The sequence below is a fragment of the Brevibacterium sp. R8603A2 genome, assembly GCF_023072605.1.
GTDB classification, from domain to species: domain Bacteria; phylum Actinomycetota; class Actinomycetes; order Actinomycetales; family Brevibacteriaceae; genus Brevibacterium; species Brevibacterium pityocampae.
Genome location: NZ_JALLGN010000001.1, coordinates 491,028 through 506,189 on the forward strand (window position 1 = coordinate 491,028; position 15,162 = coordinate 506,189).

Genomic DNA, 15,162 nt, shown 5'->3' on the forward strand with positions numbered 1-15,162 from the left:
AGCGGGCGTGCGGTCCGCGCACGCGGCTCGTCTCAGTCAGTCTCCACGTTCGAGGGCTGGATGGCGAACGGATTCGCGCTCAGCGCACCGAAGGCCCCGCGCTCGGCGAGGTCGGCGAGCGCGCCCTCCGATTCCACTCCGGTCGCCCACATCTTCACCTCGGAGCCGAGCCAGGTGTCGAGCTCGTCAGAATCGGCGGGCACCGCGGCCATGCCGACACCGGCTTCGAGCAGCGCGTCCGGCGTCACCGCGGTGACGTCCCCGGAGTAGAGAGCAGCGATGTCGCGGTCGACAGCGGTCCGCAGCACCTCGAGGTCGGACGAGCGGATGATCACACCCTCCGGCCGGCCGCCGGCCTCGATCGCCTCGAGCACGGGGCCCATGACCTGGGCGGAGGCGACCTCGGGCATGAACACCGTCGCGTCGCCGTACTCCATGAGCGCCTGCTCCCAGGTGATCGGGGTGCCGTCGCGGGTGGTCTCCGCCTCCTCGGCCTCCCCCTCGGGGTCGGCCGACAGCGGGGCCGGAGCGATGCGCGCGGCGGTGAAGGCCGCCGCGTCCGTCTGCTCGAGCGGCTTCTCCAGCCCCAGGTCCTCCTGGCCGGTCTCCGGGTCGGCGAGCGCCACGGTGCCGTCGGACAGCAGGGCGGTGGCGACTGCCGGCAGGTACCCGAACTTGACGTTCTCCTCGATCGCCTCGGCGGAGTTCGCCGGGTAGATGTCCTCACCTGCACCGAGCGCACCCACCGCAGGGCTCTGCAGGGCGTCGACGGTGAGCGCCTCGGGCTGGCGCACGGCATTGGCGATGACGAGGGCGATGACCGCGGCCAGCACGATCGCCCCGGCGATGAGCGGGGCGTAGAACCGGCGCGGCTGCTGCGCGGCGTCGCTCTGCTCGGCATCGCTCATGGGCGCAGCTCGGCGGGCACGGCCGATTCCACGATGGCGGACAGGCCGCGGGAGGCCCGCCAGCCGAGCTCGCGTTCGATCGCGGAGACGTCGGCGACGAGCTGGGGCGGGTCGCCGGGCCGTCGCGGCGCGATCTCCGGGGTGAGCTCGCGGCCGAGCGCGGACGACATCGCATCGATGACCTCGAGGACCGAGGCGCCCCGCCCGGTGCCGACGTTGAACACGGACTCCGCGATGCCCCCGGCTGCGATGTGGTCGAGGGCGGCGATGTGGGCGTCGGCGAGGTCGGCGACGTGGACGTAGTCGCGGATGCACGTGCCGTCCGGAGTGGGGTAGTCGTCGCCGAACACCACCGGTGCGCGGCCCATGGCGACGCGGTCGAGGATGATCGGGATGAGGTTCATCACCGCGGTGTCGGCGAGCTCCGGCCACCCGGTGCCGGCGACGTTGAAGTAGCGCAGCTTGATCGCACGCAGGCCGTGGCGGGCGGCGTTGTCGATCATCCACTCCCCCACGAGCTTCGTCTGCCCGTACGGGTTGATCGGGCGGCAGTCGATCTTCTCCGGCACGATCCCGATGTCGGGTATGCCGTAGACCGCGGCCGAGGAGGAGAACACCATCGTGGTGACGTCCGCGGACTCCATCGCGGCGAGCAGGTTCGCCAGCCCCTCGACGTTGTTGCGGTAGTACCAGAGCGGGCGCTCCACCGACTCCCCCACCTGCTTCTTCGCCGCGAAGTGGATGACCGCGGTGACCGCGTGCTCCTCCATTACCGCCCGCAGCCGGGATTCGGCGTCGGCGGCCGACAGGTCGAGCTCGACCAACGTGGCGTTCGGCACGCGGGCGGGGATGCCGTTGGAGAGGTCGTCGACGACGACGACCTGCTCGCCGCGCTGCTCGAGGAGGCGGACGACGTGGGAGCCGATGTACCCGGCCCCGCCGGTGACCAATGTGCTCATGAGCGCCTGACGCCTTTCGTCGGGTGTGATTCGGGGACGTGCCGGTGCCGGGAGCATCGACGATTCCCTCTCGAGGATAGCCGGGGTGCCGGCGCGGAACTCAGCGGGAGCGGTCAGCCGCCGTGCCGGCGCCGGTGAGCAGGCCGCGGAGGAAACCGGCGCCCCAGCTCAGGTGCATGGTGGGGAGCACGAGAGCGAACCACGCTCGCTCCCGCCTGCCGCAGTCCCGCGCCTGCCCGGCTGCGGCGACGATACCGGCGACGTAGGCGAGGCTCGGCACGTGGACGAGTGCGGTGAAGTGGCGGAGGAACCGCGGCCAGGTGTGGGTGGCCCCGGAGAGCTGGAGGAGCGTTTCGATGAGGGAGGCCGCCACGCCGAGCACCAAGAGCGGCGGAGCGAAGTAGCGCCAGGAGTTCTTGGTGCCGTGGCGGCGGATGAGTTCGGCGCGCCAGATCCCGGTGGCGTGGAACTGCTGGACGATCTTCCTCCACGTGGTGCGCGGCCAGTAGGTGACCTCGAGACGGGGGTCGAACCATATCCGTCCGCCGGCCTCGCGGATGCGGAGGTTGAGCTCCCAGTCCTGACCGCGGCGCAAGGTGGAATCGAAGCCGCCGAGCACGTCGAACACCTCGCGGCGGTAGATGCCCAGGTAGGCCGACTCGGATTCCTGCGGCTCGTCCCCGGTGTGATAGGCGGGACCGCCCAGACCCACGCGGGACATGTAGGCCCGGGCGACGGCCTTCTGGAACGGGGTCCGACCGCGGGCGAGCATGAGCCCGCCGCAGTTGGCGGCCCCGGTGTCGCGCAGCACTGCGATCGCAGTGTCGGTGTAGTCGCCGGTGAGCTCGGAGTGAGCGTCGACGCGGACGATCACCGGGTGCGAGGTGGCGGCGATGGCGAGGTTGAGGCTCGTCGGGGTGTCACCGGCCGGGTTGTGGACTATGTGGATGCGCGGTTCGCCCGCGGCGAGCGTGGTGACGATCGACGTCGTCTCATCGGTCGACGGGCCGAGTGCGAGCACGATCTCCTTCTCGCCGGCGTATTCCTGGTCGAGGATCGTGGTGATCGCGGCAGAAATGTGCTCGGCCTCGTTGAGGACCGGCATGATGTAGGAGACTCCGGGCCGGGCGGGCAGCGGCGGCAGGGCATCCGCGGTGAGCCGCTGGGATCGTTTCAACACGGATCAATACTCCCACAGCGCAGATGAGCGGCATCTGAGACGAATCTCAGATGCCGCTCATGCGGTCACCGGCCGATCAGCTCTCGCGGCGCTTGGCGAACATCACTGCCCCCGCTCCGGCGAGGACGAGCAGCGCGCCGATCCCGGCGATGCCGAGTCCCTGTGCGCCGGTGCGCGGGAGGCTTCCGGCGGAGCCGTCGGAGCCCGAACCTCCACCCGGGCGGTCGCTCGGTGCAGGGCCCGCGCCGTCAGCGCCCGATCCGCCCGGCTGCGGCGCCTCGGTGGACGGGCCGGCTGTCGGGGTCGCAGTCGCCGTGTCCGTCGGGGTCGCAGTCACCGTGTCCGTCGGGGTCGGGGTCGGGGTCGCCGTATCCGTCGGGGTCGGGGTCGCAGTCTCACCGCAGTCCATGGCCTTGAGCGCCTCGGGCGTGTACTCACCCTTGTAGGTGGCGTCAATGCGGTAGCTCGTGTTCTTTACATCGGTTTCCTCGCCGGGGGTGCCGGTGAGCACGAACATCGCATGGCTGTCGGCGGGCATCGCCGGCAGCGTGATCGTCAGCGTGCCCTCGTCCCACTTGAAGTCCGGCTCGCCGTCGGGAACGTTCTGATAGCCCTCTTCCCCGGTGAAGGTGTTGAAGAAGAACGGCCCCAGCCCTGCGCGGGTGTCGTCGCGCCCGGTCAGGTCCTCGATCTGCTGGGTCTCGTCCCAGGTCCAGTTGTCGCCGCGGCTCACAGTGATCTGACTGCCTGCCTCGATCGCATGGCGGGTGGCCACCGGGATGCGCCAGTAGAGTCGGTCACCCCCGCCCATCCAATGGTGGGTCTTGAAGTAGCCGTATTCGTCGCCGACAGCGGAGACGTATCCTTGGTTCGGGTAGTCGTCGAGGCGGCGGTCGATGACTGCCGCGGCCTTCCAGTCGACGGCGCACTCGCCGAGGTTACCGTCAGCGATCCCGTCTTCGCACATCTTGTGCGTGGTGTGCTTGGCGGTGAAGGTCAAAGTCACCGTAATTTCTTTGACTTTTTTCTCATCCATCTCCGCGGGATTGCCGAGCTTGCCGGCAACGGTGAACTGCGCGGACGAGCCCTCTGCCCGCTTCGGGTCCGCGTTGGGGACCGCCGTCATCTTGCCGTTCTCGGTGATCCCCCACTCGATGAGTGACCCGGATTTCTTGACCGGCTCCTTGAGATTCTCGAGGGGGATCTTCCGGTATTGCTCCGGAGTGGCAGCGCGCGCAGGGCTGACCAACTCACCGGGCTCGGCGAACGTGACGTCGTCAGAATCGAGCGTCACCTCGGCCTCGACGTCGTACAGCGGCTCGACAGTGCCGACGATGACGCGGAAGTTTGGCGTGCCCGCCTCCTCCCAGGTGTCGACGCCCGCCTCGCCCTTGCCGGCGATGGGAGAGTGGTTCTGCCACCAGCCGTCGATGGCGACGTCTCCGTTGAGCGTGGCGACCTTCGGTTCGTGCACGGCGTTGCTACCGGGGGCGATCTTCGACTTGGCCGTCCACTTAACCTCCTCGACGACCTCGCAGACGTCGCTGGGGTTGCTGGTCTCGGCGTTCGACGGGATGGCGGTGCCGAGCGCCAGCAGGGTAGCACCTGCCGATGCCGCCACGAATGCCTTCAACCGTGTTCTGATACGTTTCACAGGGTGCTCCTTCGGTCTCACCGCGCCCCCCGGTATCCGTGGTCTTCCACTGAGGCGTCGGCCCGATACGCTGGTATCGCGCATCCCAGTTGTTCTCTTCCGAGAACGGTGACAACTGAATGGTATCTGCCGATATAGCATTCAAGTATTTGTGATCATTGTGTTCATACAGCAATACGACCGCGCACTTGAAACGCGGTCACCGTCATCACCACGGGGCGCGGGGCTGGTCGCGGAATGGGGCACCCCGGCGCGGTTGCCAGCACGGATCGTGCCGGGGCCGGCGGGCCCGATCCGCAGCATTGACCGGCCCGGCCGGCGGACTGCTCACACCTCGGCCGGCGCGCCGCCTCACCGGTGCTGCTCGTACTCCTTGACCACCGCATCGGTGTCGCCGTCGGCGCGGAGCTCACCCTTCTCGATCCAGATGGTGCGGTTGCACGTGTCGCGGATCGAGCGCATCGAGTGGGAGACGAGGAACACGGTGCCGGCACGCTCGCGGATGTCGCGGATGCGCTTCTCGCTCTTCTTCTGGAAGTCGCGGTCGCCCACGCTCAGCGCCTCGTCGACGATGAGGATCTCGTGCTCCTTGGCTGTGGCGATCGCGAACTTGAGTCGGGCGGACATGCCGGAGGAATACGTGCGCATGGGCATGTCGATGAAGTCCTCGAGCCCGGTGAACTCGACGATCTCGTCGTACTGCGCCTCGATCTCGGACCGCTCCATGCCCATCGCGAGGCCGCCGAGGATGATGTTGTTGCCGCCGGACAGATCCGGGATGAGGGCAGCACCCACGCCCAGCAGGTTGGGCCGTGACTTCGCGTAGACCGCACCGCGGGTGGCCGGGGTGAGCCCGGTGATCGTGCGCATGAGGGTGGACTTGCCCGAGCCGTTCGTACCGATGATGCCGATCGACTCGTTGGCGCGCGCCACGAAGGTCACTCCCTTGAGCGCGTGCACCGTGCGCAGGGACCGGCCGCGCTGGAGCAGGCCGCTGCTCATGCTGGGCTTGATCGGCTTCCCGGTGGCCAGGGTGCGGAACTCGACGTGGACGTCGTCGCAGATGACGACGGGCTGGCCCTCGGCGGGCTTCTCAGTTCTCTCGGCCATAGCGCTCCTCCGCCTTCCAGAAGAACACAGCGCCGACCACCGGGACGACGACCGCCCAGATCGCGAGCTTCCACCAGTAGTCCCACGGGATCGAGTACTCGTCGAGCAGGATGCCGCGCGCGATCGAGAGCACCTCGTTGAGCGGGTGCCAGGCGTAGACCGCCTGCAGGGTGGGGTAGGGCTCGAGCACGGTCCGCGGGTCGAAGAACACTCCCGAGGTGTAGAAGATCAGGCGGGAGATGAACGGCACGAACTGGCTGAGGTCGCGCACGTGCACGGTGAGCCGCGCGAAGATCAGCGCCACACCCTGGTTGAACAGGTAGAACAACGCGATGAGTGGGATGAAGAGGAACCAGTACAGGCTCGGCCGGGCGCCCCAGAGCATGGTGAGGACGAACATCAGCAGCAGCGTCGGCATGAAGTTGAGGAGGTTCTGGAGCACCGTGGCGATCGGCAGCACCATCCGGGGGAACGGCAGCGACTGCACGAGCGCGGTGTTGCTGATGATCGACTTCGCTCCGCCGTTCATCGAGGTGTTGAAGAACTCGAGGAAGAACACGCCGATGATGAGGAAGGGGACGAAGTTCTCCGGCCTCTGCCCGGCGAGGATGAGGCCGAACACGAGCCCGTAGACCATCGCGGAGAGGATCGGCCGCAGCACGACCCAGAGCATGCCCAGCCGGTTCCGCTCGTTCTCGCTCTGGATGCGGTACTTCGCCAGGGAGTATGTGAAGTCCCGGCGCCGCCACACCTCGGTGACGTAATCGGTGAACGACGGCCGGGCGCCGACGCGCTCGAGCGAGTTCGCGGCGGCCAGTTCGGACATGCTCATAGACAGCGGGACACTCTCCGATCGGGACTCTGACCCGCCAAGTCTACGCCCTCACGTGTCCGGAGCCTGCCAGGCGCGAGGCGACGACGAGGTCGAAATCCGGGGCGCTCACCTGCGCTCGGGTGGGCACCGTGCCCGAGGCGAGCAGCCGACGGGCTGCGAGGTGCGGCTTGGGCGGGCCCAGGGTCTCGACGCCGACGAGCGGGGCGTCGTCCGCCGCCGAGGCGAACAGCGCCACCTGCCCGCTCCCCGTCGCCAGGTCACCGAGGACCACGGGCTCGCCCTGAGATGCGGCGGCGGACATGCCGGCGGTGAAGACGCGCACGGGGCCCTGGAAGCTCCAGTGCCACGGGAGGTCGCTCCAGGCGGCGGTCGGCGCGGAGTGGCCCGGCTCCACGTGTTCGGAGGGGTCGGGCTCGGCGGGACCCGGTGATTCGGCGTGGTTCGATGCGGCACCCAGGCACCGACCGAGCCACTCCCCCTGCGAGGCGGCCACCGGTTCGGATTCCTGGGGGCCGTAGGCCGCCATCGGGCCGTGCGCCACCTGCCCGCAGTCGCCGATCGCGTAGACCGCCTCCAGCGGGGCGCCGCCCGCAGCGAGGACCCGGAGGTGGGCGTCGGTGAGGAGCGCGCCCGCGCTCGTGCGCTGGACGTCCTGGCCGGCGAAATCCGTGGCGGCCTGCGCTCCGACGGCCGTGATCCAGAAGTCGCGGGCGACGTAGTCGACCGGTGTGGAGTGCGGGACGAAGCGGACGCCGGCGGATTCATGGAGCGCCATGACGGCGTCACTCAGCGGTGCGCTGAGCCGGGGCAGCGGGTGCGGCCCGTTGAGGTGCACGGTCGCCGTATGGCCGGCGTCCACCGCACCGCGGGCGAGCTCGAGCGCGAGGAAGCCGGAGCCGATGATGCCGATATCGACCGGGGTGTCCTGGGCGGAACCGGAGCGGAGCGCCGCGAGGTGCTCGCGGATCGCCTGTGCGTCGGCGGCGGAGTGCAGAGTGAAGGCCGGGCCGCCGGGCAGCTCGATGTCGAGGATCCGGGCGGCGGATCCGGTGGCGATGACGATGGCGGAGCCGTGGACCCACTCCCCGGTGTCGAGCCGGACAGAGCGGGTGTCGAGGTCGAGCTCGACGGCTGCGCCCTGAAGAAGTGCGACGCTCGAGCCGCTGGACACGGCATGTCCCGGACCGGAGTCTGCGGCGGCCGGGTCCACACTGTGCGCGGTGAGCGTCAACGATTCCGCGAAGAGCTTCTTCGACAGCGGCGGCAGTTCGACGCCGGGCGAACCGTCGGGGGAGAGAACGACGACCGGTGCGCCCCTGCTGGCAAGTGCACCGGCCACACGCGAACCGGCCTCGCCTGCGCCGACGACGAGCACCGCACCGCCGACGGAGTCAGGGTGCAGGCCCGGAGCGGCGGCGGAGCGGGATTCATCGCACATGGCACACCGACACTACCTGAGATCGCCTCGCCGGCCATGACCGCGGCGCCTCTGCCTGTTCGTCGCGACCCGACGCCGACCTCGTTGCGACGACTGCTCAGATCACGCGCTCGTCGCGGGCGCGTTCGATCGCCTGGGTCCGATTGTCCGCTCCGAGCTTGTCGAAGATGTGCACGAGGTGGGTCTTGACTGTCGCCTCGGAGATGAACAGCCGGCGCGCCAGCTGGCGGTTGGTGGCACCGCCGGAGAGGAGTTCGAGGATCTCGATCTCGCGCGGGGTCAGGGCTGTCGCCGGGGAGGCGATCCGCTTCATCATCTGTGCGATGACGGACGGAGAGAGCACCGATCTCCCGGCCGCCGCGTCCTCCACGGCACGCGCGATCTCATCGGCCGGGCAGCCCTTGAGCAGGTAACCGATGGCGCCGACCTCCAGCGCCGCCACGACGTCGGCCTGGGTGTCGAACGCCGTCATGATCAGCACCGGTATATCGCAACGCTCCCGGATCAGTCGAGTCGCCTCGATCCCCGACACTCCCGCGCCCATCCGCAGATCCATCATGATGACATCGATCTGCGCGCCGAATTCCTCGAGGCGCAGCAGCGCCTCCTCGCCCGTGCCGGCCTCGACCGCCACCGTCATGGTCTCGCGCCCGTCCACCAGGGCGCACAGACCTGCGCGCACGACGGGATGGTCATCGACGATCATCACCTGTACCCGCGGCACTGTGCCTCCCACCGGTGGATCGTGCGACGACGACGCACGACGACCGATCTCCGCAGGGCCTGTCGCCCGTCTCTTCCGCGCGTCCGCACCCACCGGACCCGACGCGCCGAGCCGCCGATCCGCCGGCTCACCGCGGATGATACCTGCTGCCGCTCCGGATGAAGTCAACCGATCGGATGATCTCCGCGTCGTCCGGATGATCCCTGCGGTTCAACCGGTGGGGCGATCCGCGCCCGCGCCCCCTCCACCATGATGGATGGACACCCGACATTCCTACCGACCTCGGAGAGCAGACATGTACCTGGCCTTCCGCGATATCGTCTTCGCGAAGGGGCGCTTCGCCCTGATCGGCGGCGTGGTCGCACTCATCACCCTGCTGCTCGTGCTGCTCACCGGTCTGACCGACGGACTGGGCCGGCAGAACACCTCGGCCCTGGAGAACCTCGGCGCGTCGCATATCGTCTTCGCCGCCCCGGACGACGACGGCGACGAGCCGTCGTTCACTGAGTCGGTCATCACAGCCGATGAGCTGCGGGCATGGAATAACGCAGTGAGCGGTCCGCGGGCTGAGCGCCTCGGTGTCACCCAGACCCGGGCCGAGGCCGCCGGCACCGGGGGCGGCTCGAACGGGCCGGCCGCTTCCGTCGCGGTGATGGGCCTGGAGACCGGCACCGCTCTGGCTCCCTCCCTGGAATCCATCGATGGCCGGACCCACCCGCTTGCAGGACAGGCCGTACTCAGCGAGGAAGCCGCGGCGGATCTCGCTGTTTCGCTCGGTGACACCATTCACCTGTCCTCGACAGAGCTCGATGTGGTCGGGATCGTCGGGGACGAGTACTACAGTCACCTTCCGGTGGCGTGGACATCGATCGACGACTTCGCCGGCATCGCACATCTGGGCGATGGGCTCGAGGCGACAGCCCTCGCGATCCCGGCCGACCGCATCGCCGACTCGGCGGGTCCGCCCACCGAGGACACTCTCGCGTCGGCCGACGCGGCCGCCGGGACAGTGTCGAAGGACACCCGCACGGCCTTCTCCGCGCTGCCCGCCTACCAGTCCGAGCGCGGTTCGCTCCTCATGATGCAGGCATTCCTCTACGGCATCTCCGCCCTCGTCGTGGTGTCCTTCCTCACCGTGTGGACCATCCAGCGCACCCGGGATCTCGCCGTCCTTCGCGCATTGGGGTCCTCCCGCGGTTACCTCGTACGGGACTCCATGACCCAGGCCGCCTTCGTCGTGCTCCTCGGAGCTGCGGCCGGAGGCGCAGCCGGCGCCGCCGGAGGAGCGGCGGTCGGCTCCGCAGTGCCGTTCGCGCTGACGCCGATGACCATCCTCACGCCGGTGCTCGGCGTATTCGTCCTCGGTCTGATCGGGGCTGCACTGGCCACCCGGCGCGTGACCCGGATCGATCCCCTGCTCGCTCTCGGAGGGAACTGACCATGCACTCATCGACGCCTCAGCCCCTGCCCTCCCCCGCACCCCACCGATCCGCTCCCGCGCTCCGGCTCGAGAACGTCAGCCTCGTCTACCCCGATGGCGTGGACGAGAACGGCGCACCCCGCACCATCCGCGCCCTGGCCGCCGTCGATCTCTCCGCCGAGTCGGGAACCGTCACTGCTCTCGTGGGACCGTCGGGATCCGGCAAGTCCTCGCTCCTGGCCGTCGCGTCGACCCTCATCGGTCCGAGTTCGGGATCGGTGCGCCTGGCAGGTCGCGAGCTCACCGGACTGCCGGAGAAGGACCGCGCGATGCTGCGGAGAACGCAGCTCGGCACGATCTTCCAGCAGCCCAACCTGCTCCCGTTGCTCACCGCGCACGACCAGCTCGTGCTCACTGAGCATCTGCGCGGGGCCCGGGGCCGGCAGCTGGCCCGTGCCGGCCAGCGGGCGCACGAGCTGCTCGAGGTCGTCGGTCTGGCCGCCGCCGCCGACCGGCGACCGCATCAGCTGTCCGGTGGTCAACGGCAACGGGTGAACGTCGCGCGAGCTCTCATGGGACGACCGAAGGTCATGCTGGTCGACGAACCCACGTCCGCGCTCGATCACGACCGCTCGAGAGCCATCATCGACCTCATCGTGGCGACGACCCGGCAGTTCGACACCGCAACGGTCGTCGTCACCCACGATACCGAGTTCGTGCCCCTGGCCGACACAGCCTTGACGATCCGCGGCGGCCGCCTGGACTGACCTGCTCCCGGACCCGTGATCCGAGAGCTGCCGGTCGGGTCGAATCCCGCCCGGTGCGCAGAACCGATCACCGCGCGGAACAAATCTCACGAAGTCCCGCATCCGGTCGAGGTTCGGCGAATTGGCACGATAGTTGGGGCGGCAGTGATGAGTGGAAGCGGAATCCCGCGCAGGCAACCGCACCTCCGCCGGGAATACGCGCGACGGGGTTGGGCCGCCTCGATGACCGGCGGCAGGACGCGCGCCGACAGCGTTCGACCGGGTGCCCGTCTGATCGACGTTCACGATCACCGTCGAGCCCGAGGGCGGGTCGGCGGCGCCGACCACGGATCCGATCGTGGCCATCCCGACCGGCTGATCCGCCGAATCGCCGCAGTGCACCGGCGGCATCGTCCGGCCGGCGCTCATTGCCGAACCGGCGTCCGCGTAATAGGTTGCTTCTACCCGAGGTGCAGGGCGGCCGCTCGGCGAGGGCCGCTGCGACTCGCATCGGCGCCTCGGCCCTTCGACGACGAGGCGGTCGGCCATGACGACATTCGGAATCGAGGAGGAGTACCTCCTCATCGATCGGGACACCGGACTGCCGGCCTCCCCCTCCCCCGAGCAGACGCGCACGCTCCACGCGCTCGAGGTCGCCGGCGGGAGCGCGACCGCCGAATGGTTCACCTGCCAGCTCGAGTACAACTCCCCCGTGCACACCGAGACCGGCACGGCACTGTCCAAACTGCTCGGTTTCCGCCGCGCACTCGCCGCGACCGCGGACCGCATTGGGTTCGCGGTCGCGGCCCTGGGGACCGCACCGGACCACCCGCGCTCACCCTCCGAGGTGAGTCCCGGGGCTCATTACTCGACCCTCGCCGAGCTCGCCCCGCGCTTCACCGTCGACCATCATGTCAACGGCCTGCACGTCCACGTGGGTCTGGCCGACCTCGCCACCGGCGTCCGGGCCCTCAACGGGCTGCGCCCCTGGCTGCCGGTGCTGGTCGCGCTCGGAGCGAACTCGCCCGTGTGGCAGGGCGCGGACACCGGGTTCGCGAGCTGGCGGACCATCTACTACTGGCGCTGGCTGGTCAACGGCATACCGCCGCGCTTCCACGACCTCGCCGACTACGAATCCCGCGTCGCCACCCTCCCGGAGGCATGCGCGATCAGCGGTGGGCGGTCCAGAGGAGTCGGATGCGGCATGCTCACTGGAAGGCAGACCTGTGCGGTGTGCGGCCAGTGAGAGAGGCTCCGCGAAGACCGTCTTCGACAACGGCGGCAACTCGGCACTCGGTCGCCTTCCTGGGGCGACGATGGTGACTGCCGCGCCGGCGGTTGCGAGAACTGCGGCACACCGGATGCCCGCCGCACCCCCTCCGATGACGGGCACCGGAGCAGTCCCTGAGCGTGGGTGACGGCCCGCACTGGGGTTAGCGGTGTGATCGTTCATGACGCTCCGACCATAGCGCAGGGATCTCCCCGCGCGGGCTTCGATTCTGGGCGCCCTGCTTGCGCTCCACGCCGCTGTCGGGAGAACCGGAACTGAGACGAATCACTCCCTTCCGAGCCACCTCGGACTTTCGGTTACACAAAGTACAGAAATGGCGGATGCGCACAGCTGCGCTACACTGTGGCTCTGGAGATACCTTATCTAGGCAGTGAATAGCAGGCGCAGTCCGACTGCGCCTGCGCTCATCCCCAGCGGATGCGGGCCTCATTGCACGACAATGTCCGGGGCCCCCGGCAATCGCCACTTCACCGCCATCCGCTCAGTATGGAGAACCGTCTTGACCACTTCAGTCAGAAGAGCGTGGGGTTTCGCACTCGCGCTGTTTGTCGCCCTGGCGTCGATCGCCATGACGACACCCGCTTCAGCAGCGTCCCCGGACGTCACTTACCCCGATGCAATCACCAACATCACCCTGAAGAAATCAGATGGGTCCGATGGTCCGACCAGGCAGTGGGACAAGCTGCGGATCGATGCTCAGTGGACTGTGCCCAACGACGCACAGGGCGGAGACACCTTCGGCATGACTCTGCCGCCCGAGTTCCAGCGGGAGAGCCCCAGCTTCGATCTCAAGAACCCAGACGGCGAAACCGTCGCGAAATGCACGGTCAGTGAAGAGAGGCCGTCTCAGGTCATCTGCACGCTGACCGATTTCGTCAACGACAAGGAGTCGATCGGCGGAAACCTCTGGCTCGAGGTCCAGGCCACACGGGCCACGCAGGAAACCGCGGTCGAGTTCGAGGTCGGCAACGCGATCGTGCCGGTGACGGTGCCGGGCGGACAGGGCATCCTGCCGAACAATCCGGCTCCGACGCAGCCGCGAAAGCAGTCCTCCGGCCTCAACGAGCGCGGTCAGATCCAGTGGACCATCCAGATCCCGTCGAGTGTCACGGACAACGGCACCATCACGGTCAACGACTCCCTGCAGCGCGGTACCACGGAGGTGGAGAACCACACGCTCGTCGGAACTGACGAGGGAGGTTTCATCAGGGTGCAGGTTCAGGCGATCGACGAGGCCGGCCAGTACACGGGCGGATGGAAGCCCGTTTCTGCGGACGATCTTGTCATCGACTTTCCGGCAGCGAACGGCGAGCGTGAGTTCTCGGTCGATATCAAGAACGTGCCTTCCGATCGGAAGGTCGTCTACATGATTCAGTACTTGACCGTAGCCGACGGTGAGGTGTTCGTCGGGGACAAGTTCGGCAATGACTACACCGTGCAGGGCACCCAGAGGGATTACGTCTACGAGTACAGGCAGTCCGGCGGCGGCGACGGAGACGGTTCGGCCTTCACCCGCTTCTCGATCGCGAAGTCGGTGACCGGTGTTGATCCGTCGGAGATTCCCGAGGGCACCGAATTCACCGTCGAGTACACGGTCGGCGAGGAAACGCGGACAATGGAGGTTCTCCTCGGCGAGGGGAACCGCGCTCAGTCAGTCCGGTTCCCACTCGGTTCGACGTTTGTCATCTCCGAGATCGCTCTGCCTGCGGTCGACGGTCTCGAATGGGACGGTTACACGATCACCGGTGACGGTGTCACCGACAATGGAGACGGCACCTTCTCCGTGACGCCCGAGTCGAACGCTGCGGTTGCGCTGACCCTGGAGAACTCCGCCAAGACGATCGTCCCGACTCCGGAGCCGACCACGGAGCCCACCACGGAACCGACCACGGAACCCACCACGGAACCGACCACGGAGCCCACCACGGAGCCCACCACGGAACCGACCACGGAGCCCACCACGGAACCGACCACGGAGCCCACCACGGAACCGACCACGGAGCCCACCACGGAACCGACCACGGAGCCCACCACGGAACCGACTCAGGGCCCTGGCCCCAATCCGGGCTCGGAGGATGACCAGCCGGGTGACGATTCCGATAACAGCGGCCCGGACACCGATGACAACGGTTCGCTTCCGCGCACGGGAACCTCTGCAATGATGACGCTGGCAACCGCTGGTGTCCTCATCGCCCTGGGCCTGACCGCGCTGACCTACGTCCGCCGGACCTCGCGCAAGTAACTGAGCGCGACTGAGCTCGCCTCGTCACAATAGTGGTGTGCACTCCCGTGACGGGAGTGCACACCACTGTCGTCTCTGCCTCCCTGACCACTCACCGCAGCACCACCCGAATCTCACGCGTCACGCCGGAGCGAGACTGACCACACCTCGTGCTCACTACACCGCTCCCACCCCGTCCGATCAGACACGGTGAACCCGGCGTCACGGAGCTCGTCGACGATCAGCCGGCGCCCGAACTCCGGGTCGTCGGCGTGCGCGTCGATGATCGCGTTGACCAGGTGCGCCTGGTCCCACTCGGCCTGCGTGACCGGTTCGGCCAGCCACCGGTAGAACGGCTGGCGAGCGATCTTCAGCACCCGGCACGTCACCGCGACGGGGACCCCGTCAGCGGCCAGCTCGCGAACGAGCAGGTACATCATTTTCCCGGCAGATTCGCCTGCGACAGATACGCCGCCGCGCACCGCAGCACCTCGTTCTCCTGCTCCAACAGCCGGTTCCGCTTGCGCAGCTCCCGCAGCTCGGCCGACTTGAACCGCCCCGGGTTCTCTGCCGCTACTTTGCGGGTTCGGGCTCTCGGTTGAGGGCCTCGTAGTGGAGCGTCTCGAACTCTATCGGGGTGAGCATCCCGAGGGAGCCGTGGAGGCGCCGATTGTTG

The 15,162-nt window shown here is 68.3% G+C and carries 12 protein-coding genes and 1 pseudogene; 4 read left to right on the forward strand and 9 right to left on the reverse strand.

Annotation, left to right across the window (positions count from 1 at the left end; genetic code table 11):
- Nucleotides 1-32 precede the first annotated feature (32 nt).
- The 8 genes from MTQ12_RS02275 to MTQ12_RS02310 all read right to left on the reverse strand — a co-directional run bounded on the left by MTQ12_RS02275 (nt 33) and on the right by MTQ12_RS02310 (nt 8,790).
- A complete protein-coding gene (locus MTQ12_RS02275) occupies nt 33-908 on the reverse strand; it encodes a hypothetical protein (RefSeq protein WP_247423603.1) in 876 nt (291 codons plus the stop codon).
- Nucleotides 905-1,867 carry a UDP-glucose 4-epimerase GalE gene (galE, locus tag MTQ12_RS02280; protein WP_247423605.1) on the reverse strand — a complete coding sequence of 321 codons (963 nt, stop codon included), beginning with the start codon at nt 1,865-1,867 and terminating at the stop codon, nt 905-907. The genes MTQ12_RS02275 and galE overlap by 4 nt, the downstream gene beginning before the upstream one ends.
- A 100-nt stretch (nt 1,868-1,967) precedes the next feature.
- The gene (locus MTQ12_RS02285; protein WP_247423607.1) at nt 1,968-3,047 is read right to left on the reverse strand and encodes a glycosyltransferase family 2 protein; all 1,080 of its coding nucleotides are present in this window, start codon (nt 3,045-3,047) and stop codon (nt 1,968-1,970) included.
- 76 nt (nt 3,048-3,123) lie between these two features.
- A complete protein-coding gene (locus MTQ12_RS15125) occupies nt 3,124-4,701 on the reverse strand; it encodes an LPXTG cell wall anchor domain-containing protein (protein WP_247423609.1) in 1,578 nt (525 codons plus the stop codon).
- 351 nt (nt 4,702-5,052) lie between these two features.
- Nucleotides 5,053-5,811: an ABC transporter ATP-binding protein gene (locus tag MTQ12_RS02295; protein ID WP_247423611.1), complete on the reverse strand. Its 759-nt coding sequence runs from the start codon at nt 5,809-5,811 to the stop codon at nt 5,053-5,055.
- The gene (locus MTQ12_RS02300) at nt 5,795-6,637 is read right to left on the reverse strand and encodes an ABC transporter permease (protein WP_348983831.1); all 843 of its coding nucleotides are present in this window, start codon (nt 6,635-6,637) and stop codon (nt 5,795-5,797) included. Before MTQ12_RS02300 ends, MTQ12_RS02295 begins: the two co-directional genes overlap by 17 nt.
- Before the next feature lie 49 nt (nt 6,638-6,686).
- Nucleotides 6,687-8,084, reverse strand: a complete 1,398-nt coding sequence (locus tag MTQ12_RS02305; protein WP_247423615.1) for an FAD-dependent oxidoreductase — start codon at nt 8,082-8,084, stop codon at nt 6,687-6,689.
- A 97-nt stretch (nt 8,085-8,181) separates the two neighbouring features.
- A complete protein-coding gene (locus MTQ12_RS02310) occupies nt 8,182-8,790 on the reverse strand; it encodes a response regulator transcription factor (protein WP_247423618.1) in 609 nt (202 codons plus the stop codon).
- 274 nt (nt 8,791-9,064) lie between these two features.
- Between MTQ12_RS02310 and MTQ12_RS02315 the strand changes: the two genes are divergently transcribed.
- The 4 genes from MTQ12_RS02315 to MTQ12_RS02330 all read left to right on the forward strand — a co-directional run bounded on the left by MTQ12_RS02315 (nt 9,065) and on the right by MTQ12_RS02330 (nt 14,507).
- Nucleotides 9,065-10,246 carry an ABC transporter permease gene (locus MTQ12_RS02315; RefSeq protein WP_348983832.1) on the forward strand — a complete coding sequence of 394 codons (1,182 nt, stop codon included), beginning with the start codon at nt 9,065-9,067 and terminating at the stop codon, nt 10,244-10,246.
- A 2-nt stretch (nt 10,247-10,248) separates the two neighbouring features.
- The gene (locus MTQ12_RS02320) at nt 10,249-10,995 is read left to right on the forward strand and encodes an ABC transporter ATP-binding protein (RefSeq protein ID WP_137318756.1); all 747 of its coding nucleotides are present in this window, start codon (nt 10,249-10,251) and stop codon (nt 10,993-10,995) included.
- Nucleotides 10,996-11,521: 526 nt separating this feature from the next.
- Nucleotides 11,522-12,220, forward strand: a complete 699-nt coding sequence (locus tag MTQ12_RS02325) for a glutamate-cysteine ligase family protein (protein WP_247423620.1) — start codon at nt 11,522-11,524, stop codon at nt 12,218-12,220.
- Nucleotides 12,221-12,764: 544 nt separating this feature from the next.
- The gene (locus MTQ12_RS02330; protein WP_247423622.1) at nt 12,765-14,507 is read left to right on the forward strand and encodes an Ig-like domain-containing protein; all 1,743 of its coding nucleotides are present in this window, start codon (nt 12,765-12,767) and stop codon (nt 14,505-14,507) included.
- 188 nt (nt 14,508-14,695) lie between these two features.
- On the opposite strand, the pseudogene MTQ12_RS02335 reads toward MTQ12_RS02330, so the two are convergent.
- Nucleotides 14,696-15,036 (reverse strand): annotated as a pseudogene (locus tag MTQ12_RS02335) (IS3 family transposase); the annotation flags it as partial.
- Nucleotides 15,037-15,162 lie beyond the last annotated feature (126 nt).